We start from the raw sequence: 25946 nt of genomic DNA on the forward strand, positions 1-25946 counted from the left end.
TGGCGGCAAAATTAATTTGCTTTTATGGTTACAGTACACTAAACAAAAATAAAACTTAAGGCTATTTTCAATAACGGTGATGAAGAACAAAAGAAAGGTTGGTGAAAAAGGAGAACAATGGGCGGTAGATTTCTTAGTCAATAAAGGTTACCAGATTATAGAAAGAAATTATCAGGTTAGTCATTTAGAAATTGATATCATCGCTAAACAAAACGACTGGCTTATCTTTGTAGAAGTAAAATTAAGAGGGGATGCAGACCATGGTCTACCGGAAGACAATGTGGGTAAGTCGAAACAGAATTTTCTTATCAAAGCCGCCGACATATATTTGAATGATTCTGAATGGGAAGGTAAAGTCCGTTTTGATTTAATTTCCATCGTACTTTCGCCATTTGAAATTGTACATTTTGAAGATGCCTTTTATTAATTGAACTCCTCTTGGGGCGAACAACGACTTTCGCATTAAATTTCTTTTGACTACTCCATAAACGAAGATTGAGATCAACAATAATTTTATCCCTATCTTTGGTCATACCTTTTCTAATTTATGCTTTATTACCTTTTCGATTACCTACATCGTATCCTTGATTTACCAGGGGCAGGAGTCTTTAGATACATTTCGTTCAGAGCTTCTGCAGCAACCATCGTATCTCTTTTAATTGCTGCCATTTTTGGTAGAAGAATTATTAACCTTTTAAGAAATCTTCAAATTGGAGAATCCATTAGGGATCTAGGCCTTAAAGGGCAAATGGAAAAAAAAGGCACACCCACCATGGGCGGCTTTATTATACTGGCGTCCTTATTAATTCCAGTACTGTTATTTGCTAGGCTAGATAATATATACATCATACTTTTAATAATAGCGACTATTTGGACCTGTATGATTGGCTTTGCTGATGACTATATAAAGGTCTTCAAGAAAGACAAAGAAGGTCTTAAAGGAAAGTTTAAGGTCATTGGTCAAATTGGGCTTGGGCTAATTGTAGGCCTTACACTTTATTATAATGACAATGTTGTGGTAAGAGAATATGTGGGAAATGCCGGCCAATATGTAGATATGGCTAAGCTAACCACCACTGTCCCTTTTATGAAAGGTAATGAGATCGATTACGGTATTCTTGGGGGCTTCTTGCCTGATTTTTTATCTTGGTTACCTTATGTATTCATTTGCACATTTATAATAACCGCTGTCTCAAATGGAGCCAACATTACGGATGGTATCGATGGCCTTGCCGCAGGAACCTCCGCTATCATTGGGTTGGCTATTGCCATTTTTGCTTACTTGTCTGGAAATAAAATTTTCGCAGAATACCTTAACATAATGCTTATTCCTAACTCTGGAGAGATTGTGATTTTCTGTGCGGCCTTCCTTGGTTCTTGTATTGGCTTTCTTTGGTATAATGCTTATCCTGCTCAAGTTTTTATGGGAGATACAGGAAGTTTAATGCTCGGTGGAATAATTGCTACCATGGCATTAGCCTTAAGAAAAGAGCTATTAATTCCTGTGTTATGTGGTATATTTCTAATAGAACTGGTTTCGGTTATGGCTCAGGTGGCTTATTTTAAATACCAAAAAAGAAAACATGGACTGGAACATGCACAAGCCAACCGCCTTCTTTTGATGTCACCATTGCATCATCATTTTCAGAAAAAGGGTCTGCATGAAGCGAAAATTGTGGCCAGATTCTGGATTATCGGAATTATTCTAGCTGTAATCTGTCTTGTAACGCTGAAGCTTAGATAAGCTGTATCACCGCTTTTAAAAAAGTGTCAATCCCGAGAAGAATACACAATATTTATATTGCAGCTATGTTATAAATAAATTCCACTTATGAAAAAACTCTCAACAACGTTAGTCATTGTTCTCTTGACAACCAGTTGCTGGTTTATCTACAGCTGTAGTTGTATTCCTGCCAGAAGTCAAATTCGAGGAAAATTCAAACAAGAAAAAATAGTAATTCCAAACAGTACCATAAGCTATAAAGACAGTCTTTACTTTTTAACTATAGATACGGAGGATGTTTCTGGAAATAGTATATCGTATGACGAAGTAACCGAAAACGGAGAAACCTCAAGCCGTAGGTATTGGGCAACCGCAGAAGGCCCTGATGATTGCGTTAAGACATCAATGAAAAGGATTAATGTTACTTATAAAAATGGGGAAACTCGTCGTTTTATCAGAGATTCAAATGACCGCTACAATTTAAGATTGGAGGTTTCTGGTTATCTTTATGAGAACTCCCATGATACTGTTACCTATCATTATTTGATTGTGAACTAGCGAGCAATATTAACCTTAGATAAACCTAAACCCATTTACCTCTTGGAAATACCAACTTCTAAGAGGTAATTTTAGTAAGTCATAAAGCTAAATGCTTAGTTGAATATTTATTTTCAATAAGCTATTGTATTTAAAACCACTTATTTATACCTTTGCAGCCCCAAAGACTGCCTTCATGAAGCCGCCCGTGCTTCGAAGGGAAAATTAAGTTGGTGTAAATGGAAGTTCCGATCCGTTTTATGTGCTGGTTTCTAGCATCTTACAACTTTTCTTTAGGCTTGAGGTTTTTAACACTGAATTTGGGATAGGTTTAAAAATCAAATGGCGAATGTTTTTTTATAAACGTTTAAAAAAAATAAACAGTGGATACATTAAGTTATAAGACCATTTCGGCTAATAAAGCGACGGTCAACAAGGAATGGATAATTGTGGATGCAAAAGACAAAGTTTTAGGTCGTATATGTAGCCAGATTGCCAGCATTTTGAAAGGTAAAACCAAAACGAATTACACGCCTCACGTAGATTGCGGTGACAATGTTATTGTTATCAATGCTGAGAAAGTGAAATTGACTGGAAAGAAGATGACAGATAAGCAATATATCCGTCATACGGGTCATCCAGGTGGACAACGTTTTGCTACACCTCGTGAATTAATGGAGAAAGACGGAAGAAGAGTTGTGGAAATGGCCGTTAGAGGTATGCTTCCAAAAACTCGTCTAGGTCGTAAGCAATTTACAAACCTGTTTGTTTATGTTGGAAGTGAGCATCCTCACGCAGCACAACAAGCGAAGTTAATCGAACTTTAATTCTAAATTAAAACATTAAAAATATGCAAGTAATCAATACCATAGGTAGAAGAAAGACGGCTGTTGCAAGAATATACATGCAACCTGGTAAGGGTGATGTTACGGTTAACGGTCGCGATTTGCAAACATATTTCCCAACGGAAGTATTACAAATTATATTAAACCAACCTTTTCATTTAGTTGATTCAGACGGAAAGTATGACTTAAAAGTGAATGTTAAAGGTGGTGGAATAGCAGGACAAGCGGAAGCTATTAGAATGGCTATCTCTCGTGCTTTAGTAGAGGCAGATGGAGAAAACAGACCAGCTTTGAAAAAAGAAGGATTCCTTACTCGTGACTCAAGAATGGTTGAGCGTAAGAAATACGGACGTAGAAAGGCTCGTAAGAAGTTCCAGTTCTCTAAACGTTAATACCAATATGAATACAAAGTCTGTCATGGTTTTCTATTTCAGACTTTGTGTTTTTCTTAAAATAGTACAGTCAGCACTTATCGTGTCCGATGTGTTGGGCTGCTTAAATCATCCTTTAAACAAAGACAAATGGCACAGTTAACTTACAAAGAACTTTTAGATGCAGGTGTTCACTTCGGTCACCTTACCCGTAAATGGGATCCACGTATGGCTCCATACATCTTCATGGAGAAGAATGGTATCCATATTATTGATCTTAACAAATCATTAACTTCATTAGAGCAAGCTCAAGCCTTCGTAAGAGGTATTTCTCGCTCTGGTAGAAAAATAATGTTTGTAGCTACTAAGAAACAAGCTCAAGAGATTGTTTCTGAAGAAGCGAAAAGATTGAAAATGCCTTTCGTTACAGAAAGATGGTTAGGCGGTATGCTTACCAACTTCCCAACGATTCGTAAGTCATTGAAAAAAATGCAGAACATTGAGAAAATGCTTTCTGACGAAGAAACTTCTAGCAATCTTGCCAAGCGTGAAAGATTAATGTTAGACAGAGACAGAATCAAGTTAGAAAGATTGCTTGGTGGTGTTACTGACATGTCTAGACTTCCAGCTGCTTTATTTGTAGTGGATATCAAACGTGAGCACCTTGCTATTTCTGAAGCAAAAAGATTAGGTATTCCCGTAGTCGCTATGGTTGATACTAACTCTAACCCAGAGTTAATTGACTTCGCCATCCCAGCTAATGATGATGCTTACAAATCTGTTTCTTTGATTACCCTTGCTATTGGTAAAGCCATAGAAGAAGGTATTCTTGAAAGAAAACAAGATAAAGAAGCTTCTGAGTTAAAAGAAGCTGAAGAAGCTAAAAAAGCTTCAGATGCTAAAAAAGAAGCCGCAGCCGAAAAAGCAGCAGAAAAGGCAGCCGCTACCGCAGCAGCTGCAGCTCCAGTTGAAGAAGCGGAAACTGAAGAATCTCCAAAAAGAAAGAGAACAAGAACAACAAAGGAAGAAGGTGCTGACGAGGAAACTCCAGCTACTGAATCTGATGCTACTTCTACAGAGGAGAAAGCTTAGTTCTAGGAAAAAATAAGTTTTCGAATAGCCCGGAGGAACCTTTCGGGCTATTCACATTATAGGATTTATAATTAAATATCAAAGCAAAAATGAACATAACAGCTGCAGATGTAAACAAACTTCGTCAAGCCACAGGTGCTGGTATGATGGATTGCAAAAAAGCCTTAGTAGAAGCTGATGGCGATTTTGAAAAAGCAGTAGAATTTTTAAGAAAAGCGGGTCAGAAAGTAGCTGCCAAAAGAGCAGACAATACTACTTCTGAGGGCGTTATTCTTGTAGATGTAAGTGATGGTGGTAAAAGTGGTAAAGTATTGGCCTTAGCTTGCGAAACAGAGCCTGTTTCAAATGTTGAAGACTTTACTTCATTGGCAAAAGCTATTTTACAAGCTGGTGTTAAAAATGATGTAAAAGACACGGCTACTTTACTTGAAACAAAACTTGAAGATGGCAGAATAATTAGTGAGGCCATCACAGAATTAATAGGTAAAATTGGTGAGAAGGTAGTTATATCTTCTTTTGACCATGTTGAAGGAGAAGCTGTTGTGGCTTATATTCACTCAAATAACAAAGCCTCTGCTTTGGTATCTTTTGAGAATGTTCAAGGAGCGGATGTAGTATCTTTAGGTAGAGATGTTGCAATGCAAATTGTAGCCATGAAGCCTGTAGGTTTAGATAAAGATAATGTAGATCCTACAATCGTGGAAAAAGAGATTGAAATAGGAAAAGAGCAAGCTCGTCAAGAAGGAAAGCCTGAAGCAATGCTTGAGAAAATTGCACTTGGTAAACTTAATAAGTTCTACAAAGAGAATACACTCTTAAATCAAGACTTTGTTAAAGACCCATCTATTAACATTGCAAAACTTCTTGAGAACACTCAAAAAGGATTGAAAATAACTTCTTTCACTCACACGGTGATTGGATAGTTATTCTTGCATTATTAGGCATAAAAAGACCGCTTTCCTTCACGGAAAGCGGTCTTTTTGCATATTACCCTATTACGCTCTTTAAAGCGTTAAACCATAACAGAAATTACGTGAAACGCTTTTATAAACACCACAGATCAACACACCATCTTCCTTATTATTGACTGCTTGCTGAATGGCATCATTGAAATCCTTCTCTGAATCAACTTTAACATTCCCAACACGCGTAATAATAAAACCGTCTTTTATATCTGTGTCTCTAGCAAAAGTACCCGCCTCAAAAACCTTTGAAACCCTAACACCGTTTCTCACTCCCATCTCGCTTTTCTCTCCAGATGAAAGCTCCTCTAGTTTAACTCCTAAATTAGAAATAGAACTCTTTGCCACTTCCTTTTTAATGATAGAACTACCTCCATCTCTATTTCTTAATGTTACCGTGAAATCTTTCTCTTTACCATCTCTATCCACGGTCACTTTAATTTTCTCACCCGGTCTTTTAAGTCCAATTAACTCTCTAAATTTCGGCTCAGACTTTATTACCATCCCATCAATTTTTAAAATTACATCACCTGGCTGAATTCCCGCAACATTAGCAGCACCATCCTCTGTAGTTTCTCTAACATAAATTCCTTGAGTAACCTTTACCTTAAATTCTTGAGAATTCTTATTGTCTAGTTCCACCGGAACAACCCCTAGATATCCTCTTTGAACGTTACCAAATTTAATAAGGTCTGTTGTTACTTTTTTGACTATTGCTGAAGGAACTGCAAAAGCATAACCGGCATAAGCCCCATTTGGAGACGCTATAGCGGTATTAATTCCGATAAGCTCACCTTGTAAATTCACCAAAGCCCCGCCACTATTTCCTGGATTAACCGCAGCATCTGTTTGAATAAAAGATTCAATCGGCGTATCGCCCTCCACGCCACTTTTCTGGTACCTCTGCTGATAACTTCTAGCCAAAATACTTATATCTCTACCAATTGCACTTATGATACCAGCCGTAACTGTAGACTCCAAATTGAAAGGATTTCCTACCGCCAATACCCATTCTCCCACTTTAACCTCATCGGAATCGGCAAAGATTAAACTAGGTAAATCTTTCTCCTTAATTTTTATTACCGCAATATCCGTAGACGGGTCTACACCAATAACTTCTGCCGTATAAATTTTCTTATTATAAGTCACTACCTCAAGTTCGCTTGCACCTTCCACTACGTGATTGTTTGTAGCGATATATCCATCCTTAGAGATAATTACACCAGAACCAGAAGATTGTTGTTCCTGCGGACGAGCTTGTTGTTGATCAAAACCAAAAAAATCATCAAAGATAGACGGCATTCGCTGCTGTCTTACCGCCCGCATGGACTTAGCCTTTATATGCACTACCGCAGGAGCAGAAACTCCGGCTGCATAAGTAAAGTCTGTCAACCCAGAAGCAGGCATATTCGAAAAGTTCACTAGCTTAGAATTCCCTGTATCTTCTCTAGCATTCGCCTCGTTCATTATAACATCAGTCTTTTCTAAGCCTGACACTTTATAGCCTACTATGGTGACCACACTACTTGCCACTGCTATTAATGCTACTTTTAAATTATTTTTCATATATCCTTCATCTGTTTTACATTTAGAACAATAAACACAAAAATATTTTTTTGTAATATAGAAACGTACGTCGAAGCATTAAAATTCAACCCCGACCTTAACACTTAACATAATTTAACAAGAAAAAAGCGACTTAGAGCTATTTCTAAGCCGCTTTTTTTACACCCTCATTAGCATTACGAAACCGTAATCAGCTTAGGCTCCTTTTCTTTCTCTTCTTCTTTCTTAGGCAAATTAAGCATCAATATACCATTAACATAACTTGCATCAATTTTCTCGACATCTACAGATTTAGGCAGATAGAACTTTCTTTCAAAAGAAGATTGACTAAATTCCTTTCTCGTATAATTGGCCTCCGTACGCTCATTAGATTCTGTCAAAGTTCTAGCGATAGACAAATGCTTGCCGTCCACGTTAATTTTGAAATCCTCCTTTTGTGCTCCAGGTACCGCCAATTCAATTTTAAAATTATCCACCCCTTCTAAAATATTCGCAGCGGGTATTGCTTCGTTCTTCTTTATATCTCCAAACGAGTCATTCTCCCCAAAAACATTATTAAATAAGAAAGGGTAGTTACTTACAGGTCTAAAAGATTTTACTAAAGTATTCATGATGATTATTTATTTTAATTAAAAATTTAATTTCTAATCATTCCTCATCAACTCTCATTCCAATCTTATAATTCAGCCATTGTGTCTTCTTTCTGGTTCTCAATGTGAGCAAAGTATGCCACATTGTCACTCATCTTCCAAAAACAAAAAAAGTCCATGACATTTATGTCAGGACTTTAAATACTTCATGAAGGATTTATTTAACTACTTCCTTGTTTTCAGCTTCTCAAAAACATAAGAACCAATTTTTATTCCCATGGCCTGCCCTTCTTCGCAACCAGACCTGTAATGTATTCCACCATACATCCTACTATATGAACAAGCAGTAGCAGATTCCCTAAAAGAAGGAAAAGTCTTTACCCCGTGACCATACGGAAACTCCGTAGAATCAGTAAAGGAATAATTATCTCCCATAAGCCCCGTCATCACCTCCGCAGAAGCCGCCGAAATGGTACTATGCCCACTTGTATATTCCGGAAATGGCGGTGTTTGTAAATAAGGCACCCAATCTGGATCAAACTCGGCATTGATAACCGTTTCTGGTCTTATTTTCTCACTTCTATATTTCTCCTCCCAACTACAGATAAAAGCTTCATGCAAAGCAACTGATACCATAAGATACGCTTCTGCAGATTCCATAATAGATTTCTTTTGTCCCTTTAAACCTGTTTTTGCTATCGCCAACCAATGACCACCAGGTGTCATTTTCTTATTAGCGAACATTACGTGCCCTTGAACATTCATTACGAAAGCGTTATCATCCCAGAACCACGCCATACTCTCCTGCTCCTCCGTTTTATTCTTAGATATATCATAAACCTCCATAAGCTCCTTCCAAAACAAACTATTCTTATCCAGGTTATATCGTGGTGGTGGTGGTGGTGTGAATTGATTAGCTGAATCTAAAACCATTAATCTGATAGTCATCCAATATGGCTCCATAGCATCTCCATACTGCGGAGGAGTAGGCACCCATAATCCGGCCTCATTCTTCACCGTATATCTTAAACCCCTCGTCTGGGCATAATTATCTTTTTTGGCATAGTCTATAACATGAGCCGCAATAGCCTCACCATACTTTATAGATCTCTCGTAAACATCAGAAGGAACACCTGCCTTCTTGAAGTCGGCATAGAGACCATTCTCAAACTCATCATATTTATCAACCGTAAATGTTTGACTTCTGGCTACCAGGAGCAACGCCTTTATACTCGCCAAAGGATAGCAGTACTCTTCCGCAGCATCCGGTTTTGGCACATTCACAAAACCCTTAAGCTGGCCATCCATACTTCGATAGCTCTCATCAGAATTCACTAGAGCCTCATAACCGGCTAGCGTAGCATAAGAATAAATTCTACTCGCTACTGGTGGTGAAAAAATGTCATGAATAATAACTTCTGTCAGCTTATCTAGTGCGTTATGATAATACTCTGGCTTATTGGTTATAACACCATACTCTTCTGCCGACTTCCGCTCACAAGACAGCAGTGCAATGCATAATGTCGCCAGTATTAATAATTTTTTCATATATCGTAAAAGGTTAAATTTCTTTACTACTCATCTAAAATGTTCTCTTCCACCGTTGTGGTTCTTTCTCCACCATGAAGAATATCGACAACATCTTTGACATGATAAACATCCTTATTGTATCTATTGCTTAATATAATAATAACAAAATCTTCTCTGAGGTCTAAGAACATAATCGTATTATAGCCCTTCCACCAACCCGTATGATAAACATAATCTGTTTGTTGTTTATCATTCAGCCATAGCCTAAAACCATAACCATAATTTCTCAACCCCGGATGTTCAAAACTTCTGGGTGTATAAATTTCCCTCAAAGACTCTTTCTTCAGTATTTTTTCGGATTTCAAAGCCCCATACCATTTCAATAAATCCTGAGAAGTAGAAAAAACACCCTTATCTCCAGCTATATTATCATAAGCGTCAAAGGGAATTCTTCTTCGATTTTGATAGCCAAAAGTCCTTGGCTGACCATCTTTTAACTCCGTTACAAACTTCGATTTTTTCATCCATAATGGCAGAAATATTCTATTTTTCAAGTATTCCGCAAACGTAAGACCTGAAACTTTTTCTACAATTGCTGCTAAAATAGCAAAATTTGTATTGTTATAAGAGAAATAATGGTCTGGTAGATTGAAAGCCTTTGGTGTAGGATTTACTTCTTCAAACCATTTCATCAACTCTTGATTATCAGGAAAAAACTTCCCTTCCCTAGATTTTTTATCAAAAGTATATTCGTAATAAGGTAATCCAGATCTGTGGCTTAACAGACTTCTAAGTGTAACACCTTGATATGGAAAGTTAGGATAGTAATCTTTAACGGTAAGATCTAAACTCAATTGACCCGTTTCTACCAATTGCATTACAGCTACTGAGGTAAATGTTTTAGATAAAGATGCCAACTGAAACGGAGTATTTCTACTTATAGGTATCGAATCCTCAAAGTTTGCCAGCCCAATAAGCGTGTCACATAGTACTATCCCGCTTTGGGCTATTAAGATACTCCCATTAAAACCCTTTTTGACTTTGGCATCCACAAAACCCTTTAACAGTGCTATCTTTTTATCGGCAGAAATGGCTACCCGAATAGAATCGAGTCTTTCTTGTAGTCCTAAATCTTCCTGATCTTGTAAACCGGTATTATCTGCCTTACTCCTACAAGAAAAAACATTTAAACAGAAAAAAAAAAGAACTAAAAGTCTGATGAGCATTATCTTTGAAAAGACAGATTAGAAGTGAAAATACTGCCTAGATAAATAACCAGTACCGTGAAAACAGTGCTTGAAAAAATCTTCAAGACTGTGTGAAGAAACAAATGTGTACCACCAGCTTCAATAAAAAACAAAGCTAAATGATGAACAAAAACAATTACAGTGATGTATACCAAATAACGCTGATGACCCAACTCTGGCAGTGTGACGCTTAAATCATTTTCAACCCCCTTTGCCGGAAAAAAGTATAGTAAAATTCCTCTTCTTAGAAAACCTATTAAAGTACATGCTGCCGCATGCACCCCAGCAGTATTATAAAATACATCTACCGTCAATCCAATTAGAAAGCTGAGTAAAATAACCCAAATACTATCCATATCACCCGGTAGCCATAATATCGCTATAATGTATATAAAGCAGAAAGCCACATCAAAAAGCACTAAATTCCTCACTAATAGCACTTGTAGTGCCACATAGAGTATAATAACCAAACCCGATTTAATGAGATTCTGACTATTCATTTTCTTCCTCCCTTTCTAAGTTTATCTGCTCGTCTACTAACTTATTCCTTACGATATATACATAAGTAAGCCCACCAAAGTCAGTTGCCAATTTCACATCAATATCATGAAAAGCCCCATTGTCGGGTGTGGATACGTATCCTATTTTACCAATAAGTACATCTGGAGGGAAAATTAAGTTTTGTGCAGAGGTTACTACACTATCACCTACGGCTATTTTTTTGAATTTATCTATCGTTCCTAGCTTAACGATGTCATGCGAAACACCATTCCAAAGTGCTAGGCCAAGGGCTGTTTGATCAGAAATACGCAGTGCTTTATTCTTAACTTCGGAAGAAACTCTAAATTCCTCATGTAAAATGGAATAAATTCTGGAAAAATGTTGGCTACAAGACATCACCTGACCTACTACACCTCTGGGACCAATTACCCCCATGCCAGGTTCTATACCGTCCAAAGTTCCTTTGTCAATGGTAATGTAATTCTTTGACCTTGCTGAAGTGCTATTGATAACTTTGGCTACCTGGAATTCAAATCTATCCGCATATATAGAGTCTACTTTATAAAAGGCATCTCCTCTTTCACTTTTTTGCTGAAGCTCTGTCAACTCCTCTCTTAAAGCACTGTTTTCATTCGCCAGACTTTCATTCTCTTCCTTTAAGTAGAGATATTCCTTCGCCTTATACGTAGCTGCCATGGTGCTTGCCGCCGCCGCATTGGTTGAATTAAAGACATTAACATCCCATTGCAAATTATTCTTACGAATCAATGCAAAGGAAATAATCTCCAAAACTAGGAATAGGAAAAAATATTTGGCTCTGTTTAAGAGCCCGAATAATTGAGACATAAAAACTTAAATGCTCAAATGAAAAATACTAATGAACTAATACTGCCTGAAATTTCTCAATATTTTTAAGAATTTCACCGGTACCTCTCACCACAGCCTTAAGTGGATCTTCTGCCACATGAATTGGCAGTTTTGTCTTAAGTTCCAGACGCTTATCCAAACCGTGAAGCAATGCACCTCCGCCAGTCAAGAAAATTCCGTTTTCAAAAATATCTGCAGATAACTCTGGCGGAGACATTTCTAAAGCTCTCATGATAGCTTCTTCTATTTTGGATATTGATTTATCCAATGCATAGGCTATTTCACTGTAAGTTACCTTAATCTCTTTAGGTATACCCGTCATAAGGTCTCTACCACGAATTTCTATGTCCGCTGGTGCATCATCCAAATCTGGCAGAGCAGCACCTACTTGTATTTTTATAGATTCCGCAGAACGCTCCCCTATTAAAAGGTTATGCTCTCTACGCATGTAATCCACAATGTCTCTTGTAAATAAGTCTCCTGCAATTCTCACAGATGCTTCGCAAACAATACCCGAAAGAGCAATGACCGCTATTTCGGTAGTACCCCCTCCAATATCCACAATCATGGAACCATTAGGCTGCTCTATGTCAATACCAATACCTACTGCTGCCGCAATGGGCTCATGAACCATATATACTTCCTTAGCACCTGCATGCTCACAAGAATCCTTTACAGCACGTTTTTCCACCTCCGTAATACCTGAAGGAATACAAACCACCATTCTGTGAGAAGGAGAGAAAAACCAACTCTTACCAGAGTCAATCATCTTAATCATACCACGAATCATTAACTCGGCGGCCGTAAAGTCCGCTATAACACCGTCTTTTAACGGTCTTATGGTCTTAATGTTTTCATTGGTTTTTTCATGCATTTGCATGGCCTTATGACCAATAGCAAGCACTTTGCCACTTACTTTATCTAAGGCAATTATTGAAGGTTCGTCAACGACAATCTTGTCTTTATGTATAATTAAGGTATTTGCGGTACCTAAGTCAATTGCAATGTCGCTAGTAAGAAAGCTAAATAATCCTGCCATCCGAAGTGTTAAGTCTTGAAAAATATGGAAATAATTCCTGCAAAATTAACGATTATTCTTTGCAAAATTTTCTTTGGATAAAGATTTTTATTACTGAAAACCTGTACTGCACTATCCTATGCTTTTAATTATATACCCCGCTATACATCAGCCCGTTATTAACTTAAAGCCTTCTCCATGGAGGTTTAATATCTTAATGTTCTCGTCTGCCTTTAAATGTTTTCTAAGTTTAGTGATATAAACATCCATTGACCTGGCATTAAAATAGGAGTCGTCTCCCCAAATCATCTTCAAAGCATAACTCCTACTTACTGGCTTGTTTGGGTTTTGACAAAAGAGCTTAAGGAGTTCAGATTCCTTTGTGGTTAGCTTTTTTGATTCTCCATTCAACGACAGCTTAAGATCTATGGTGTTAAAAGTATAAGGCCCTATAGAAAACTCTTCTTGATTTACCTCTGGCCCTTGCTTACTAACTCTTCTAAAAATGGCCGCCATCCTCATTAGAAGCTCCTCCATACTAAACGGCTTAGTAATGTAATCATCCGCTCCGCTTTTAAAACCCTGAATGGTGTCTTCCTTCATAGACTTAGCAGTAAGAAAAATAATAGGGACTTCGGCATTGTTGAGTCTAATTTCCTTTGCCAAAGAAAACCCATCCTTCTTCGGCATCATTACATCCAGCAAACACATATCAAAACCCTCATTCTTTAAAAAAAGATCTAAGCCTTGATTGCCGTCTCTTGCCAGCTCCACTTCATATCCCTTTGAAGAAAGATACTCCTGAAGGAGCATTCCTAGATTCGGATCGTCTTCGGCCAAGAGTATTTTTAATTTGATTTCCATATTTTTATCCTTCACAGGTTTAAGCCGTTAAATCCTTATAAAACGTTAATTCAAAAGTACTTCCTTTATTCACTTCACTCATCACTTTTATATCTCCTTGGTGAAGGTCCATCATCTTTTTCACGTAGCTCAGACCTAAACCAAATCCTTTAACATTGTGAATGTTTCCCGTGGAAACTCTATAAAACTTTTCAAATATTTTCCCTAGCTGTTCTTTTTTCATTCCGATACCCTCGTCACTTACAATTAAGGCCAGACCGCCATCCACATCCCTGGTAGCGACCATTATCCTTGGGTTCTCCGGCGAATACTTGTTTGCATTATCTATCAGATTATATATAATATTGGTCATGTGAACCTCATCTGCAATAATCACGGCATCTGCGGCCTCTAGATCCAAAACGATACTTCCGTTTTTACTTTCAATCTGCACGCTCAAGTTTTGACACACTTGCTCTATTAAATCATGGAGATCTACTTCGGTCGTTAACAACTTAACTTCCCCTTTGTCCATTAAAGCCATTTGCAACACTTTTTCCACTTGGCTTCCTAACCTGCTATTTTCATCTTTAATAATGTTAAGATACTTTTCTGGATTAGACTTCATGCTAGTATCTTTCATCACCTCCACCGCCAGAGAAATGGTAGAAATTGGTGTTTTGAACTCATGGGTCATATTGTTTATGAAGTCGTTCTTTATCATAGACAGGTTCTTCTGCTTCAACATCGTATTGATGGATGTAAAAAAGATACCACCAATCATTAAAATCAAGATCAAGGAACTCCCAAAAACTGACCACATATTTCCCATGATAAAATTATCCTTTTCAGGAAAATAAACATACAAAAACTGCTGCTGCGGTATGGCATCATTTGGAAAGAGTCTCACATTATAAGCTAGATCTGCCAGCTCTGGTTTGTTATCAAGAGCATAGGAGGCAAACATCATATTTCCACTATCCTTAACACCATATTCAAAGGGAATATCGATACCGTGATTTTTCAATTCCTGTCTCAATAGCGTATCCAGCATTTCTTGGTTTACCCTGTCGTAAATATCCTTTTTGCCTTGCATAAAATCTGCGAAGACATCCTTAACCAAGTTTGCCTTGTTGATAGATTTCTCCAAAACTTTCGGTTCTTCTTCTACCTCTATCCATTCATATTCCGGCTCCGTATTCTTTTTTGTCGCAATTGCATTTGAAGAAAGCACTTTTTTAGGCTTTAAATTTCCAGAAGGGTTACCTTTTTTAATCCCAGAAACTTTCAAACTATCGTGAGAAATTGACGAACTAGGATTGTTTTCGAATGCATATCGATAATTCTGTGGCATCGGAGGATGACCGATACCTGCTTGGTTTCTATTTGCAACCAAAGCCTCGTTGGCCATTATTAACTGGTTAAATTCCTGATCAATAATATTAAAAATCTGATTTATCCCTCTGTTTCTATTTGAGAAGTCTCCTGCTCTCTGTTCAAGCTGTTGCATCAAAAGGTTCTGCTCTCTCATCACCTTTTTCACAAAAGCCAACCTGTTTTCGGGTAGAAGATTTCTTTCGTCAAAATTTACATCCGATAGCTGAATATTAATAGTAAACTCTTCAATACTAGGAATCTCAGAGGATTGCTCAAACCCTAGAAAAACAGAATCCATTGGGAAGTTTTGTTTTTTAGAATTTGGCGACCTTAATAAGCCATTGGCATTTTGTTTAGTGCTCGAATGAGCTAAGTCCTTTTTAACTGAAACAGGCACTGCTTGTTTAGTCTCAACAGGTTTCACTGTCTTCCGTTTCAAAACCCTTTTCAGTTTTTTTTGTGGTTTCTTAGTTTCTGAAAGACTTGCTAAAGTAAGCTGCTCTTGTTCTTTCATCTTTCTACTAGCCAGAAAAAGAACTTCCTGCTTCTCCACCCTATTCACGGCTTGATTCATAGACTCCACCACTTTACGGTCAAACTGTTCCCGCTTTACGGCTAATGCATTTTCAATCCAATACCACTGGAAGCCCACAAGACCAACCAATGCCAACAGCATTAAAACTATAATGTATCTAAAATTATTCATTCAGAGCGTTTCCTAATTACCTTAAATTCTAACAAAACTACGGTTTACAACTTCTTCATTACCTGTTTTAACAATTTTTAACCCGCTTTCAGGGGTTTTATTAACCTCAAATTCTGTTTCAATGTATCGCTCTAGCCTCTTCATAACAAGAGAGTTTGCTGATGTTTTAGAGAAAAAGCCTCCAATTAATGCTTGATTAAGCTAAAATTAATTGGTTCTAATAACCAAATTTGCCTTATTTGTTTCTTTTAATCAGAAACAACCCATAAAGGCAATGAATCTTTCAGAAGAATCTCACCCAAGACAAACAACACATCCAGAGAGAATTCTACAATTTGGTACAGGAGTATTACTCCGAGGCCTTTGTGATTTCCTTATTGACAAAGCCAATAAAGAGGACATTTTCAATGGAAGCATTGTGGTCGTAAAATCTATGCCTGGCGGCATCGATATTTTCAATAAGCAAGACAACCTTTATACGGTCTGTGTTAGAGGTATAAAAGACAACAAAAACATTTCGGAAAACGTTATTTGCGAACCCATCAGCAGGGTATTGGCGGCCAGCACCCAATGGGAAGAAATCCTCAAAACGGCGGAAGACAAAAACATCGACGTTATTATAAGTAACACCACTGAGGTTGGCCTTCAGTATCATAAAGAAGATGGAGAAGGCACACCAAACTCCTTTCCAGGAAAATTGACGGCATGGCTAGTAAGAAGATTCGAAGCTGGGTTACCGGGTGTCATCATCATTCCAACGGAATTGGTTGTGGATAATGGTTCTATCTTAAAAGATCTGGTACTAAAGCAAATTGATGATCAAAACTTGGGCAAGGATTTTAAAGAATGGGCTTTAAATCAAAACCACTTCTGCAATTCTCTTGTAGATAGAATTGTCCCTGGCATGCCCTCTAAAGAAGAACATAAAGAACTATGCGAAACTATCGGCTATCAAGACGATCTATTAACCAAAGCAGAAGTTTATTCGTTATGGGCCATTGAAGGAAATGAAGACGTTAAAAAGAGACTTTCTTTTGAAAAAGCAGATGATAGAGTAGTGGTGGAACCCAACATTACACAATATCGTGAGCTAAAATTAAGAATGCTTAATGCTCCGCATACGCTCATGTGTGCCTTATGTTTTCTAGCCGGTTTTGAAACGGTAAAAGAGGCCTTAGAAAATGACATTATGGAGAAATTCATTTCTAACTTAATGCTTTCTGAACTTGCACCTTCTCTTCCAGCCAAAATTGACCCAAAAGTAGTTCAACGTTATGGTAGAGAAATTATTGACAGATTTAGAAATCCATACTTAGATCATAAGTGGATCAGCATCACTTTCCAATACACCATGAAAATAAAGATGAGGACCATTCCTCTTCTTCTAAGATACTATGAAGTTTTTGGAACAGCCCCTCATTATTTCGCTAGAGGTATTGCGGCCTACATGCTATTCATGAAATCTGTAAAAGTAGAAGACCAAAAATACTTTGGAGAATTAAATGGGACATTTTATCCAATCAACGACGACCAAGCCGCCTGGTATCATGAAGCTTGGAAGAATAATGATCCAAGGGAGTTAACGAAAAAGGCTCTAAGCAATTCTGAATTTTGGGGAATGGACTTAACAACTCTTAATGGATTCGAAGATGCTGTAGCTACTCACCTATCCAATATGACCATGATTGGCGTTAAGGGAGTAGTCTCCGCTTTAAATGTATATGCTTAATTAGGTATTGTTTCCTTTTTATTTGAAGTGCCTCTAGTCGTAAAAGACCGGAGGCACTTTTTTATTTGCAAGACACTCGGAAATTTAAAATATCTCGTAAGCTAATTTATAGACAATCATTTGAGGGCTTTAATGAAGTCAATCCATATTCTGCTATAAATTCATAAGGAATTTAAAAGGAAAAAGTGCTGGCAACGAAAAAAAGAGATATTCCCTTTAGTACGCCACCAACACTTTCTTTTAAAAAGGAATGGTTGAATAAATGTTTGGCAAACATAGGTCTGAATATGCATATCAGCCTGTACAATATTGACAACTTCTAATACTTTCATGACCAGATAGTGCAAATTAATAAAGAATTAATACAATTTTAATGTTTTCTCAAGCCTTAAAATAGGCTTGAAAATAAATCAAGTTTTTTTCTAAAAGTATTTGGAAATTATAAATCAATCCTACATCTTTGCAATCCCAAACGAAAGGGGAGTTTAGCTCAGTTGGTTCAGAGCATCTGCCTTACAAGCAGAGGGTCGGGGGTTCGAATCCCTCAACTCCCACACTGAAAATAAAGGCGTTAGGAAGTTTATTCTTTCTGACGCTTTTTTATTTTTCCAACAATTCTCCAACAATTGATACTTTGTCACTAAAACCAATTTCCACGTCTGCCAGCAGTTTTAATCAAAGCGACGTGAATTCATCTTGTTTATTTATATTTGGTTATGAATGTAATCTGCATAGAAGAAGGAGCCTTTTCATAAACTTATTTTATACGAGCGGGAATCTATAAATGAATTCCTGGAAGATCACGCCTCAAAAAAATTTATACTATTTCTGATACTGAAAACATCCAAAAAATCAACGAAGGCTATCTCTGGGTCAACCTTTATCCTGACTTAGCCCAAAAGTTGGCATTGGGAATAAATGAAAGCTCTTAGGAAGCGATAAAATATTTCAGAGAAGGAATCAAACAATCCCAAAACGTAATAAAGCAGGAAAAAGAAATTTCCTACAATTGGTCATTTGAATAACCTATTTTCTATTTAGTTCTTGATAGCGTTATCAATATTGAAAATCAATGAATTGTGACTGATTTGCATGGTTTTGAAATTAAATATGTTAAGACTAAATTGCGTCGTCTAATCGAATAATCTAAACACCCTTCATGTCCGAAATAAGATATTTTCACTCAACTCTGCATATCGCCTTAACCACTACCCCGCCGGATAAATCAATCCAAGATTACGTTTCAGGAGTTGATGCCCATTTTGAAAGAAATGGAAATCAAGTTTTGGAGTATACCGAAGAAGAGTTGACTGGGGAACCAACTGGTTATTACAAACCCAAAAAATATATGCTGCTTGGGGGCTATGACCTTGCCTTTATAACTTTGATAGGTAGTTATAAGTTTACGCAAAAATTGTTTGATGATATTGGAGGTAATCAAAATGGAGGGTGGAATCATACTTTTCAAGTGATTTCGGGCAGCTTACTGTATAATGATGTATCAGGATTTAACCCAAGAAGATTCTTCATTAAGGGACAGAATCTGGACTTAAAGCCTTTTTTAGGAATTTATAATTTAAAGATTTCTAACCCATTTATTATTGGCAACGGTAAATTGATTTTTGATTCCGTGGTTAAAAAAATTTATGAGATTATTGAAGAACCTACGAGTGAAGGAGCACAATACAAGAATAATGTGGGTCAAGAGCAAAATCTGGGGGATGAGTTCTTTAAGCATAAATTTGACATAGTCTAAAAAGGAAGAATTCAATACTCCTGACACCTCTAAACCTAGATCTAAAAGCTTTGATTTTCGCATTGAAAGATTCTGCTGAAGCATTGGTACTTCTGTTATCAAAATAATTAAGAATAGTTCTGTAATGATGCTCAAATGTTCGGGCAATTGAATTAAAGGATTTAAAGCCTGCTTGTCTTACTTCTTCATGCCATTTGGCTAGTCGAGCTAAACCATAAGTTTGGTCAGTGGTTTTGTCATAAATCTCGGCTAGTTTAATACCCAGTCCGAAGGCTTTTTCAATATCTGGATAGCGTTCAAATAATAGAGCAGCTCTTTCGGCTTGCGACTTAGACCAGTTTGCTGGTCGTTTATAAAGTACATATCTACCTCTAGCTAAAAGCTGCTTGAGTGTATCGCCATTACTTAGTATCTCAGGTTTATAAGGAGTTCCCTTTACTTTTGCAAGTTCGATGGCATCACTTTCTTGGTCTATAGCCTCCCAACGATGCTTGATTCGCATTTCTTGCACCGCATCCCAGGCTAATTTTTGTACGTGAAACCTATCGGTAACTCGTTTGGCCCATGGAAATGATTTTTTGATTGCCAACTCCATATTAGGAGCCATGTCAAGGGTTACTTCTTTGACTTTCTTACGTTTAGGCTCTGGTATTTTACGTAGGGCTTTTATAATATCAGCCGCCTTAGTGCCTGCTATGATGGCAACAATGCTCCCTTTTTTTCCTTTCGCTTCTTTATTGGTCAGAATAGTATAGAGTTCTCCATCCGAAAGGCTAGTTTCATCTATTGACAGATATTCTCCCATATTTTGTGGGTAGATTAGCCATTCTTTGGCTCTTGGCTTTTGCTTCCAGTTTTTGAAGTCGCTTAAATGATTCTTATACTGCCGTTGTAGTTTCTTCCCATTCAATCCGAAGAACTTGCCAACCGTTTCGACATCAATGGCCTGTGTATCTATTGAATTCTTTTAAAAAAGCAGCAAACTCTGTTGTCATTCGAGTTCCCTGAGCTACTATTTCCCAATTCCTTGTTACGTTCTTTCCTGTTTCCAAATCCTTCCATTTACGACGTTTGACATGAAGGAACACTTTGTAATTACGAATCGGAAAGTCTTGGATGGTTATTTCATCATAGAAGCCTTTTGAATGAAGTTTTAGTTCTGATAATTCCTGTGGAATATCCAACTTCTCTTCTAAATAAATTCGCAGAATTTCAGTCTTTTTATCCTTATCGACCTTTATCAGATTGAAATTATCGACTAACAATTCGGGCAACAATAGCTTTACTAGTTCTTCCAATTTTATAGCTGTTAAATTTCTCCAAAATTCAGAATTTAACAGCTATCCCCCAACTTTTGTTCTTGGTCCCCTTTTCTGTCAAATGTTGTATTACACTGGAGCCCGCATCAGCGAGATATCAGAGCTACGTGTTCCACAGATTGATTTTACTGACAAGACGGTCATTCTGCGTACGCTGAAACAAAGAAAGGATGATGTCTACAGACAGATTCCTTTGCCAGAACATCTTTTAGGCCGGTTACTTCCATTTCTAGACATTAGCCGAAAAGAACTAGGACAGTATGAGCTTGGCAATCAAAAAATATGGCCATTTTCTGTAAGGACGGCCTCAAGAATTGTAAAAACAGCAATGAATCAGGCCAAAGTATATGGCATTTGTGCCTCAGCAAAGGGTCTTAGGCACGGCTTTGCTGTGCATGGTGTCACAAAAGTGCCTTTAACCCAGATTCAGATCTGGATGGGACATTCCTCTGTGGAGACCACTGGAATATATTTGCAGGTAAGCGGCTTAGAAGAGCGTGAATGGGCAGAAAGAATGTGGGATGAAGAGGACTGAGTTGGTTATCTCATAATGATTTCTTCAAAGACAAATTTGGTTAAAAACAAGCACAGGCTATTTTGCAATTTGAAAAAAATATGACTCTATAAGATTCAGACTTTCCGTTAATAAATTCATACAAGTTTTGAGCGAAATTTAAAATATCCATGGCTATAATAACTTCCTAAGTTACAAATGTCTCTCAAATCTTTATTTAAGCAAAAGTAAGACCAAATACGAAAAATTGGGATGTGAGGGTTTCTTTCTATCTTTGCTATTGAATGGGCAGGAAAGTCCTGTTCCTTTAAAAAATATCCATACAATGAAAAAATTAGGAATTCTAAATTCCGTAGTGACATTGCTTATAGCAATTACACTACTGTTCAAAGCAATTGAAGGACTTTCAAAGTCATTAAAAAGCTAGCGAGAGACTGTCTCATTTTTAATGGGGCAGTTTTTTTTTAAAAAGACGATAAATCCCTTTAATCCCGTATTACATTATTGGCCTTGAAGATTTGGTAAAATTCCATGTCACTCCAAATTAACACTGGTTGTATTACTTTTTTCAAGGTAGCTGTGTTTTCCTTTTGGCGAATCAACCGAAAATGCACCCAACAACTAAAAATAGTTTTATTAATAATTCTGCTTTTCCAGAAAAATATATTCTGAGTGTATGATTACATCAATTGGAATCTCGGCTGATTCCCCATTAAACAGGTGCCATGTTATCCAAACGGTATCATCATCCATCTCTGGGAATAGCCGGGCTCGTTTCTTTGATACTATTTCCAAAATCTCAATTTGGTCTTCATTGGCGTCATTTCCTCCGAACATATAAAACGGTTCTGCCCCCCCATTAACCCCTACAATAGCACCAAAATACCACCCCTTTTCAATTAAATTATTTTTATCAAGAGTGTTATTTCTAAATTTAGCAATGGATTGAATCCCTGGTTTAATATTTTGAATAAACTGTGAAGGCGTTCCGCTAGGTTTTTCATTAAAGTCTGACATTATAATTAGTAAGTCTGTACCTCTCCAATACCCTCCAGGGGCTCCAACAGGCATGTAAATATTTTCCGATGCGACATAAGGAAAAAAATGCCTATCACCCAAAGGCTCTATGTAATTATTTAAACTTCTCTCTCCCAAATGACCATAAATTCTTGTTGTATCATCAGATTGGAAAGCACTATTTACCTCAACTTCAAAAGCACATTTTATCTCTGAACTGTCTAATTCTGAAAATAAAGAAACCCCAATTTGAAATAAATCATTGGACTCAAATTTAAAGAAGGGGTCAGGTGATAAAGAATAATAAGTGTTACTATTAGCAGTACTTTCGACAATCCATTTGAAATTTGCACCTGAAGGGTATGTATTGTTGAATTGAACCAACCCACTATCAAGTAACTGATAGCTGAAATAATTTTCACAAGGTGTTAATTCAACAGATACTTCTTTTTCACGGCACGCCATGATAGAAACTACCAAAAGGAGCAATGAAATACGTTTTCCAATCATTTCAAATTAAATTAGTTTGTACTCTTGTAGACTAGCCTTTTCGTCAAAACTTCTCCATTAATAGTAATGCGATAGAACAATATATTATGTCGATTGCTCATTTTCTTTGAAATTTTATACGGATATTCAAACTCCCCAGCATTATGCTCTCCATCAGTTAATATCTGAATGAGGGAACCATCATGGTCAAGTATTTCAACTTTCACATGTGCTTCTTTCTCTAACGTAAAAGCAATCGTGTTTGCAAAATCAGAATAGGTAGGATTAGGATATGCTTTAGAACTGATCGGACTTTTAGCTACCCTAAACGTACCCCAAGAATCACGTTGAACCGATTGACTAACATATACATTGCCTTGAGAATCTCGCATGAAGCATCTCCAAATACCAGTTTGGGTTAATAACTTAGAAGTACCCGCCCCTCCATTATTACACGTGTAACTCGGGTACGATATTGCATCATAGGTGCCCTCGTTTGTCCAATGGAAACAATTAAAATCGGTGGCGTTCAAATCCACAGCCCCAAAGTTAAGTGTGGCTGTTTTTGAACTACCTGATCCGCTCAGTGTAATGGGAATTAACTTATTAGCAACGACCGGACTCTTCGCCTTAATATTACTCCAATTGGCATAATAGCTACCCGTTGAATTTGTGGCAAGTTCTTTCAACCCCGCCATATTAAAATGAACTTTTAAGTTATAGTCTTCGGCATCTTGCCTGTAAGATATGGAGGTAAAAGTATCAGAATTTATGCTTCCATTTGCTGCTGACCTTGCGGTTCTACTGTCATCTTGACCATTTGTAATGTTTACGTCTGTTGTGCTACCATCCCAAGAAACTTTTGAGATAGCCCATGCCAAATTACTATTAAAATGACTGCGAGTAGCATCTATTACGGTATTTAAATTGGTTTTATAAATTGCTTGAGTAACATTGTTAGTGTTGTCCGCTTCTCCTTGGTGCCAGAGGACTGCACGAACCCCAAAAAGTGAACCATAGTAATTCAGGGAGTTTCGAAGACTTCTGTATGGCTCTCCCTGACCAAAATTTTGGCCTCCAGCTTGAGAACACCGATTAAAACCATTATTGTTGCTTCGATTCGTTGTTGTGCTTTGTGCCGTCAAAGCCCAATCTTCTGAACTAGAGCCAGACATAGCAGCATTAAAAAACATGACTGGTACAACAGTATTTGTTTCACTATCTACAATTTTTGTTCCAAGCATATTATAGGCCCAGGGTTCAATACCGTTTGGGCCGATATAGCTTGAGTTCTTGTATAATTTAGTGATTGTAGGAAATACCGGAAGCTTTCCAGAACACTTGTTTGCATATGTTTGATTCGATATTGATATACAGTCTAAATCGGCTCCAATATTAGATGCATCACTATAATTTACACTACCTTCCCCAAGAGCATTGGATTGACCAGCAATAACTAATACTTCTCCAACACCAAAGAGAGATTTTACATCACTCCCATACTGACTACCTCCACTCATCCACCTAAGACTAAATTTGTACCATCCCGTGGACAAAGTTTTATTAATTAAAAAATTTGATGGGGTGGAGCTTAATGTAGTCCAATTTGTAATAGTGCTTTTGTAGGTGCCATCTTTATAAAGACTCTCTAATTTATATTGAACAGAATAACCAGTGTCAACAAGGATATTTCCAGATATAGGAACATTCGCCTGATTACTGGTATTTCGTTGAAATACAGCCCTGTTTGGCGGCCAAGTAATATTACCACCATTCACCTGTGAATAAGCAAAATCTGAAAAAAGAAAAATGAAAGGCAGAATTTTGTATAAAATTTTCATTGTTGTAATTGAGTTTAGAATTTATGCAGGTCTAAAAGTGGAATGTTTGATTTGTAGGCTGTATTTATCGATTTAATAATACGATTTGTTATTATTGCCTGACCTAAGGCTGTGGGTGTTAGCCCATCAGAAGAAAAGAAGTTTCCGTTAGGATAATCAGGGTTGATAACCAGACCTAGCTCTTTTGTTGAGTAGGTGCCGTCAATAATTTCGTCAAATAATGATTCTAAATCGACTTATACAAGCCCTTTGTCGTTGGCAAATTTCTTTAATAAATTGTTATAACAGGTAACACTTGCAAAGCGTTGTTCCTCAACATCAAGTATGTCTTCATCTTTGAGAGGGTTTTCAAAACTTCCAATACCATATCCACCACTGAAATATTCTAAAACTGAACCCTTAGGCAGCATAATGTCATTGAGATCGATTGCTCTCACATCCGATTTTTGCCAATGTTCTATGAATATTTCATTTTCATCAATTAAACCTGAGGAATACATTTTGTAAATTGGAAAGTTCAAATAATTTGGAACATTTAAAACTACGCCATAAGGCGTTTTCTCAGTAAGCAAATCCAATAGAATCTTTTCCCCTATTATCTCTCGGTCACAGATAAAGCTAATATCCGTTTGATAACCACCAGATTGGGCAAACTGAATAAAGTCGTGAAAGCCAAATTCGAACGTAAAAAAATCAACATTATCAAGTCGCTCCTTTACAAAATAGAACAGAGAATGGTTCTCTTCAGAAAACCTCTCTAAATATTTAAAAGAACGGTTATCGTAGTTTTGATTAACATCGTTTTGATTAGATTTTAAAATATCCAGAACCTTTTGATAGGGTATAGCATAATTATCCACTACTCCTTCAATCTTGGGGAATACGGAATCCTGCGTAGTGTCATCGAACTTCCCTTTTTCATGATATATATCTAGCAATCCATTCGATAATATAACGGCATGGTCACGTCCCGTTCCAGATTTTGGAAGAGTTGGTACTCTCCAATTAACCAAACCCATTTGTCTAGCTAATAAACTAGGGAAAGAGCCATTTTGTGCTTCAGCATAAACCCCTCCATTTCTAACCCCAGCCGAAAGTGAAGTCCCTAAAGATAAATAGTTCAAACTCTCTTGGCCTATTTTAGGAAAACCCAAGTTCAAAACTTTAGTTTCCTGAGAAAATACCGTAAAGGTTAAAAGAGCCAACGGAATACTAAGAATTAAAGCTCTAATGTGTTTTTTCATATTTAAGAAAAGTTAATTGTGAAGAAAAAAAGAACGTGAAAATTTAAGTCTAAAGATTCTTTAGCATTACAAGTGAAATTAAAAGGTGGCAGGTTTTGGGTTGAGAATCATTCGTTTTTTTGTCTCATAACCTATTAAAATTTAGGGCGTCAAAAGTAGTGTCATAGTTGTTGTTGTTGTTTGTGAACTAGTAATGTTTTTCTTAAAATAATTGAAGAATAAACATGGACGAATATAGTTCGAAATCAAAGATGGTTCGAAG

General features: G+C 37.1%; 24 protein-coding genes and 1 tRNA gene. 11 read left to right on the plus strand and 14 right to left on the minus strand.

The genetic code is table 11. The annotated features are described in order from the left end of the window. Positions 1–79: 79 nt before the first annotated feature. The 7 genes from ACSBFT_RS17645 to tsf all read left to right on the plus strand — a co-directional run bounded on the left by ACSBFT_RS17645 (position 80) and on the right by tsf (position 5491). Positions 80–427, plus strand: a complete 348-nt coding sequence (locus tag ACSBFT_RS17645) for a YraN family protein (RefSeq protein WP_489601789.1) — start codon at positions 80–82, stop codon at positions 425–427. A gap of 120 nt (positions 428–547) precedes the next feature. Beyond that, a complete protein-coding gene (gene mraY, locus ACSBFT_RS17650) occupies positions 548–1744 on the plus strand; it encodes a phospho-N-acetylmuramoyl-pentapeptide-transferase (RefSeq protein WP_463045226.1) in 1197 nt (398 codons plus the stop codon). A gap of 87 nt (positions 1745–1831) precedes the next feature. Next, positions 1832–2281, plus strand: coding sequence for a hypothetical protein (locus ACSBFT_RS17655; RefSeq protein ID WP_489601791.1), 450 nt, complete (start codon positions 1832–1834; stop codon positions 2279–2281). 362 nt (positions 2282–2643) lie between these two features. After that, entirely contained in the window at positions 2644–3087 is a 444-nt protein-coding gene (gene rplM, locus ACSBFT_RS17660; protein WP_463045225.1) for a 50S ribosomal protein L13, read from the plus strand. Between the two features lie 23 nt (positions 3088–3110). Further along, positions 3111–3497 carry a 30S ribosomal protein S9 gene (gene rpsI / locus ACSBFT_RS17665; protein WP_489601793.1) on the plus strand — a complete coding sequence of 129 codons (387 nt, stop codon included), beginning with the start codon at positions 3111–3113 and terminating at the stop codon, positions 3495–3497. A 129-nt stretch (positions 3498–3626) separates the two neighbouring features. Further along, positions 3627–4568, plus strand: a complete 942-nt coding sequence (rpsB, locus tag ACSBFT_RS17670) for a 30S ribosomal protein S2 (RefSeq protein WP_463045223.1) — start codon at positions 3627–3629, stop codon at positions 4566–4568. Between the two features lie 89 nt (positions 4569–4657). Beyond that, complete coding sequence (gene tsf / locus ACSBFT_RS17675) at positions 4658–5491, plus strand: translation elongation factor Ts (protein WP_463045222.1); 834 nt, start codon at positions 4658–4660, stop codon at positions 5489–5491. An 81-nt stretch (positions 5492–5572) separates the two neighbouring features. Here tsf and ACSBFT_RS17680 read toward each other — a convergent pair whose 3' ends face one another. The 9 genes from ACSBFT_RS17680 to ACSBFT_RS17720 all read right to left on the minus strand — a co-directional run bounded on the left by ACSBFT_RS17680 (position 5573) and on the right by ACSBFT_RS17720 (position 15775). Beyond that, on the minus strand, positions 5573–7096 hold the full coding sequence (locus ACSBFT_RS17680; RefSeq protein ID WP_463045221.1) for a trypsin-like peptidase domain-containing protein: 1524 nt from the start codon (positions 7094–7096) through the stop codon (positions 5573–5575). A 176-nt stretch (positions 7097–7272) separates the two neighbouring features. Next, positions 7273–7707 carry an Hsp20/alpha crystallin family protein gene (locus tag ACSBFT_RS17685; protein WP_463045220.1) on the minus strand — a complete coding sequence of 145 codons (435 nt, stop codon included), beginning with the start codon at positions 7705–7707 and terminating at the stop codon, positions 7273–7275. 204 nt (positions 7708–7911) lie between these two features. Further along, on the minus strand, positions 7912–9234 hold the full coding sequence (locus ACSBFT_RS17690; RefSeq protein ID WP_489601796.1) for a vanadium-dependent haloperoxidase: 1323 nt from the start codon (positions 9232–9234) through the stop codon (positions 7912–7914). 26 nt (positions 9235–9260) lie between these two features. Then, positions 9261–10442, minus strand: a complete 1182-nt coding sequence (locus ACSBFT_RS17695; RefSeq protein WP_489601798.1) for a serine hydrolase domain-containing protein — start codon at positions 10440–10442, stop codon at positions 9261–9263. Beyond that, complete coding sequence (locus ACSBFT_RS17700; RefSeq protein WP_463045217.1) at positions 10442–10963, minus strand: hypothetical protein; 522 nt, start codon at positions 10961–10963, stop codon at positions 10442–10444. The genes ACSBFT_RS17695 and ACSBFT_RS17700 overlap by 1 nt, the downstream gene beginning before the upstream one ends. Then, a complete protein-coding gene (gene mreC, locus ACSBFT_RS17705; protein ID WP_463045216.1) occupies positions 10956–11810 on the minus strand; it encodes a rod shape-determining protein MreC in 855 nt (284 codons plus the stop codon). Before mreC ends, ACSBFT_RS17700 begins: the two co-directional genes overlap by 8 nt. A gap of 28 nt (positions 11811–11838) precedes the next feature. Next, positions 11839–12870 (minus strand): rod shape-determining protein, encoded by a 1032-nt coding sequence (locus tag ACSBFT_RS17710; protein ID WP_111373174.1) that lies wholly within the window; start codon positions 12868–12870, stop codon positions 11839–11841. Positions 12871–13017: 147 nt separating this feature from the next. Beyond that, positions 13018–13713, minus strand: a complete 696-nt coding sequence (locus ACSBFT_RS17715) for a response regulator transcription factor (RefSeq protein WP_489601800.1) — start codon at positions 13711–13713, stop codon at positions 13018–13020. Between the two features lie 19 nt (positions 13714–13732). Next, the gene (locus tag ACSBFT_RS17720) at positions 13733–15775 is read right to left on the minus strand and encodes a sensor histidine kinase (protein WP_489601802.1); all 2043 of its coding nucleotides are present in this window, start codon (positions 15773–15775) and stop codon (positions 13733–13735) included. A gap of 274 nt (positions 15776–16049) precedes the next feature. Here ACSBFT_RS17720 and ACSBFT_RS17725 point away from each other — a divergent pair, with 274 nt between their 5' ends. The 3 genes from ACSBFT_RS17725 (at position 16050) to ACSBFT_RS17735 (ending at position 19260) form a co-directional block, all read left to right on the plus strand. Continuing rightward, on the plus strand, positions 16050–17504 hold the full coding sequence (locus ACSBFT_RS17725; RefSeq protein WP_463045213.1) for a tagaturonate reductase: 1455 nt from the start codon (positions 16050–16052) through the stop codon (positions 17502–17504). A gap of 479 nt (positions 17505–17983) precedes the next feature. Next, positions 17984–18058 (plus strand) — tRNA-Val (locus tag ACSBFT_RS17730). Positions 18059–18663: 605 nt separating this feature from the next. Next, on the plus strand, positions 18664–19260 hold the full coding sequence (locus ACSBFT_RS17735; RefSeq protein WP_489601804.1) for a hypothetical protein: 597 nt from the start codon (positions 18664–18666) through the stop codon (positions 19258–19260). Here ACSBFT_RS17735 and ACSBFT_RS17740 read toward each other — a convergent pair. Together ACSBFT_RS17740 and ACSBFT_RS17745 are read right to left on the minus strand one after the other, a co-directional pair. Next, the gene (locus ACSBFT_RS17740) at positions 19235–20170 is read right to left on the minus strand and encodes an ISAon1 family transposase (RefSeq protein WP_489601806.1); all 936 of its coding nucleotides are present in this window, start codon (positions 20168–20170) and stop codon (positions 19235–19237) included. The genes ACSBFT_RS17735 and ACSBFT_RS17740 overlap by 26 nt on opposite strands. 28 nt (positions 20171–20198) lie before the next feature. Continuing rightward, complete coding sequence (locus ACSBFT_RS17745) at positions 20199–20558, minus strand: ISAon1 family transposase N-terminal region protein (RefSeq protein WP_489601145.1); 360 nt, start codon at positions 20556–20558, stop codon at positions 20199–20201. Positions 20559–20640: 82 nt separating this feature from the next. On the opposite strand from ACSBFT_RS17745, the gene ACSBFT_RS17750 reads away from it, so the two are divergent. Then, positions 20641–21114, plus strand: a complete 474-nt coding sequence (locus ACSBFT_RS17750; RefSeq protein WP_489601808.1) for a tyrosine-type recombinase/integrase — start codon at positions 20641–20643, stop codon at positions 21112–21114. Positions 21115–21729: 615 nt separating this feature from the next. Here ACSBFT_RS17750 and ACSBFT_RS17755 read toward each other — a convergent pair. The 3 genes from ACSBFT_RS17755 to ACSBFT_RS17765 form a co-directional block, all read right to left on the minus strand. After that, on the minus strand, positions 21730–22620 hold the full coding sequence (locus tag ACSBFT_RS17755; protein ID WP_489601809.1) for a hypothetical protein: 891 nt from the start codon (positions 22618–22620) through the stop codon (positions 21730–21732). An 11-nt stretch (positions 22621–22631) separates the two neighbouring features. After that, on the minus strand, positions 22632–24440 hold the full coding sequence (locus ACSBFT_RS17760) for a sialate O-acetylesterase (RefSeq protein ID WP_489601811.1): 1809 nt from the start codon (positions 24438–24440) through the stop codon (positions 22632–22634). A 236-nt stretch (positions 24441–24676) separates the two neighbouring features. Further along, positions 24677–25684, minus strand: coding sequence for a hypothetical protein (locus ACSBFT_RS17765; RefSeq protein ID WP_489601812.1), 1008 nt, complete (start codon positions 25682–25684; stop codon positions 24677–24679). Between the last annotated feature and the right edge of the window lie 262 nt (positions 25685–25946).

The sequence above is a fragment of the Arcticibacterium sp. SM2516 genome, assembly GCF_057914865.1.

Excerpts from the sequence above, each read along its gene's own strand:
- ACSBFT_RS17695 (WP_489601798.1), bottom strand. The coding sequence starts at position 10,442 with ATGCTCATCAGACTTTTAGTTCTTTTTTTTTTCTGTTTAAATGTTTTT.
- ACSBFT_RS17655 (WP_489601791.1), top strand. The coding sequence starts at position 1,832 with ATGAAAAAACTCTCAACAACGTTAGTCATTGTTCTCTTGACAACCAGT.
- ACSBFT_RS17710 (WP_111373174.1), bottom strand. The coding sequence starts at position 12,870 with ATGGCAGGATTATTTAGCTTTCTTACTAGCGACATTGCAATTGACTTA.
- mraY (WP_463045226.1), top strand. The coding sequence starts at position 548 with ATGCTTTATTACCTTTTCGATTACCTACATCGTATCCTTGATTTACCA.
- ACSBFT_RS17755 (WP_489601809.1), bottom strand. The coding sequence starts at position 22,620 with ATGATTGGAAAACGTATTTCATTGCTCCTTTTGGTAGTTTCTATCATG.
- ACSBFT_RS17685 (WP_463045220.1), bottom strand. The coding sequence starts at position 7,707 with ATGAATACTTTAGTAAAATCTTTTAGACCTGTAAGTAACTACCCTTTC.
- tsf (WP_463045222.1), top strand. The coding sequence starts at position 4,658 with ATGAACATAACAGCTGCAGATGTAAACAAACTTCGTCAAGCCACAGGT.
- ACSBFT_RS17765 (WP_489601812.1), bottom strand. The coding sequence starts at position 25,684 with ATGAAAAAACACATTAGAGCTTTAATTCTTAGTATTCCGTTGGCTCTT.
- ACSBFT_RS17690 (WP_489601796.1), bottom strand. The coding sequence starts at position 9,234 with ATGAAAAAATTATTAATACTGGCGACATTATGCATTGCACTGCTGTCT.
- ACSBFT_RS17735 (WP_489601804.1), top strand. The coding sequence starts at position 18,664 with ATGTCCGAAATAAGATATTTTCACTCAACTCTGCATATCGCCTTAACC.
- ACSBFT_RS17645 (WP_489601789.1), top strand. The coding sequence starts at position 80 with ATGAAGAACAAAAGAAAGGTTGGTGAAAAAGGAGAACAATGGGCGGTA.
- ACSBFT_RS17725 (WP_463045213.1), top strand. The coding sequence starts at position 16,050 with ATGAATCTTTCAGAAGAATCTCACCCAAGACAAACAACACATCCAGAG.
- rpsI (WP_489601793.1), top strand. The coding sequence starts at position 3,111 with ATGCAAGTAATCAATACCATAGGTAGAAGAAAGACGGCTGTTGCAAGA.
- ACSBFT_RS17715 (WP_489601800.1), bottom strand. The coding sequence starts at position 13,713 with ATGGAAATCAAATTAAAAATACTCTTGGCCGAAGACGATCCGAATCTA.
- ACSBFT_RS17680 (WP_463045221.1), bottom strand. The coding sequence starts at position 7,096 with ATGAAAAATAATTTAAAAGTAGCATTAATAGCAGTGGCAAGTAGTGTG.
- ACSBFT_RS17750 (WP_489601808.1), top strand. The coding sequence starts at position 20,641 with ATGTTGTATTACACTGGAGCCCGCATCAGCGAGATATCAGAGCTACGT.
- mreC (WP_463045216.1), bottom strand. The coding sequence starts at position 11,810 with ATGTCTCAATTATTCGGGCTCTTAAACAGAGCCAAATATTTTTTCCTA.
- ACSBFT_RS17700 (WP_463045217.1), bottom strand. The coding sequence starts at position 10,963 with ATGAATAGTCAGAATCTCATTAAATCGGGTTTGGTTATTATACTCTAT.
- rpsB (WP_463045223.1), top strand. The coding sequence starts at position 3,627 with ATGGCACAGTTAACTTACAAAGAACTTTTAGATGCAGGTGTTCACTTC.
- ACSBFT_RS17720 (WP_489601802.1), bottom strand. The coding sequence starts at position 15,775 with ATGAATAATTTTAGATACATTATAGTTTTAATGCTGTTGGCATTGGTT.
- ACSBFT_RS17760 (WP_489601811.1), bottom strand. The coding sequence starts at position 24,440 with ATGAAAATTTTATACAAAATTCTGCCTTTCATTTTTCTTTTTTCAGAT.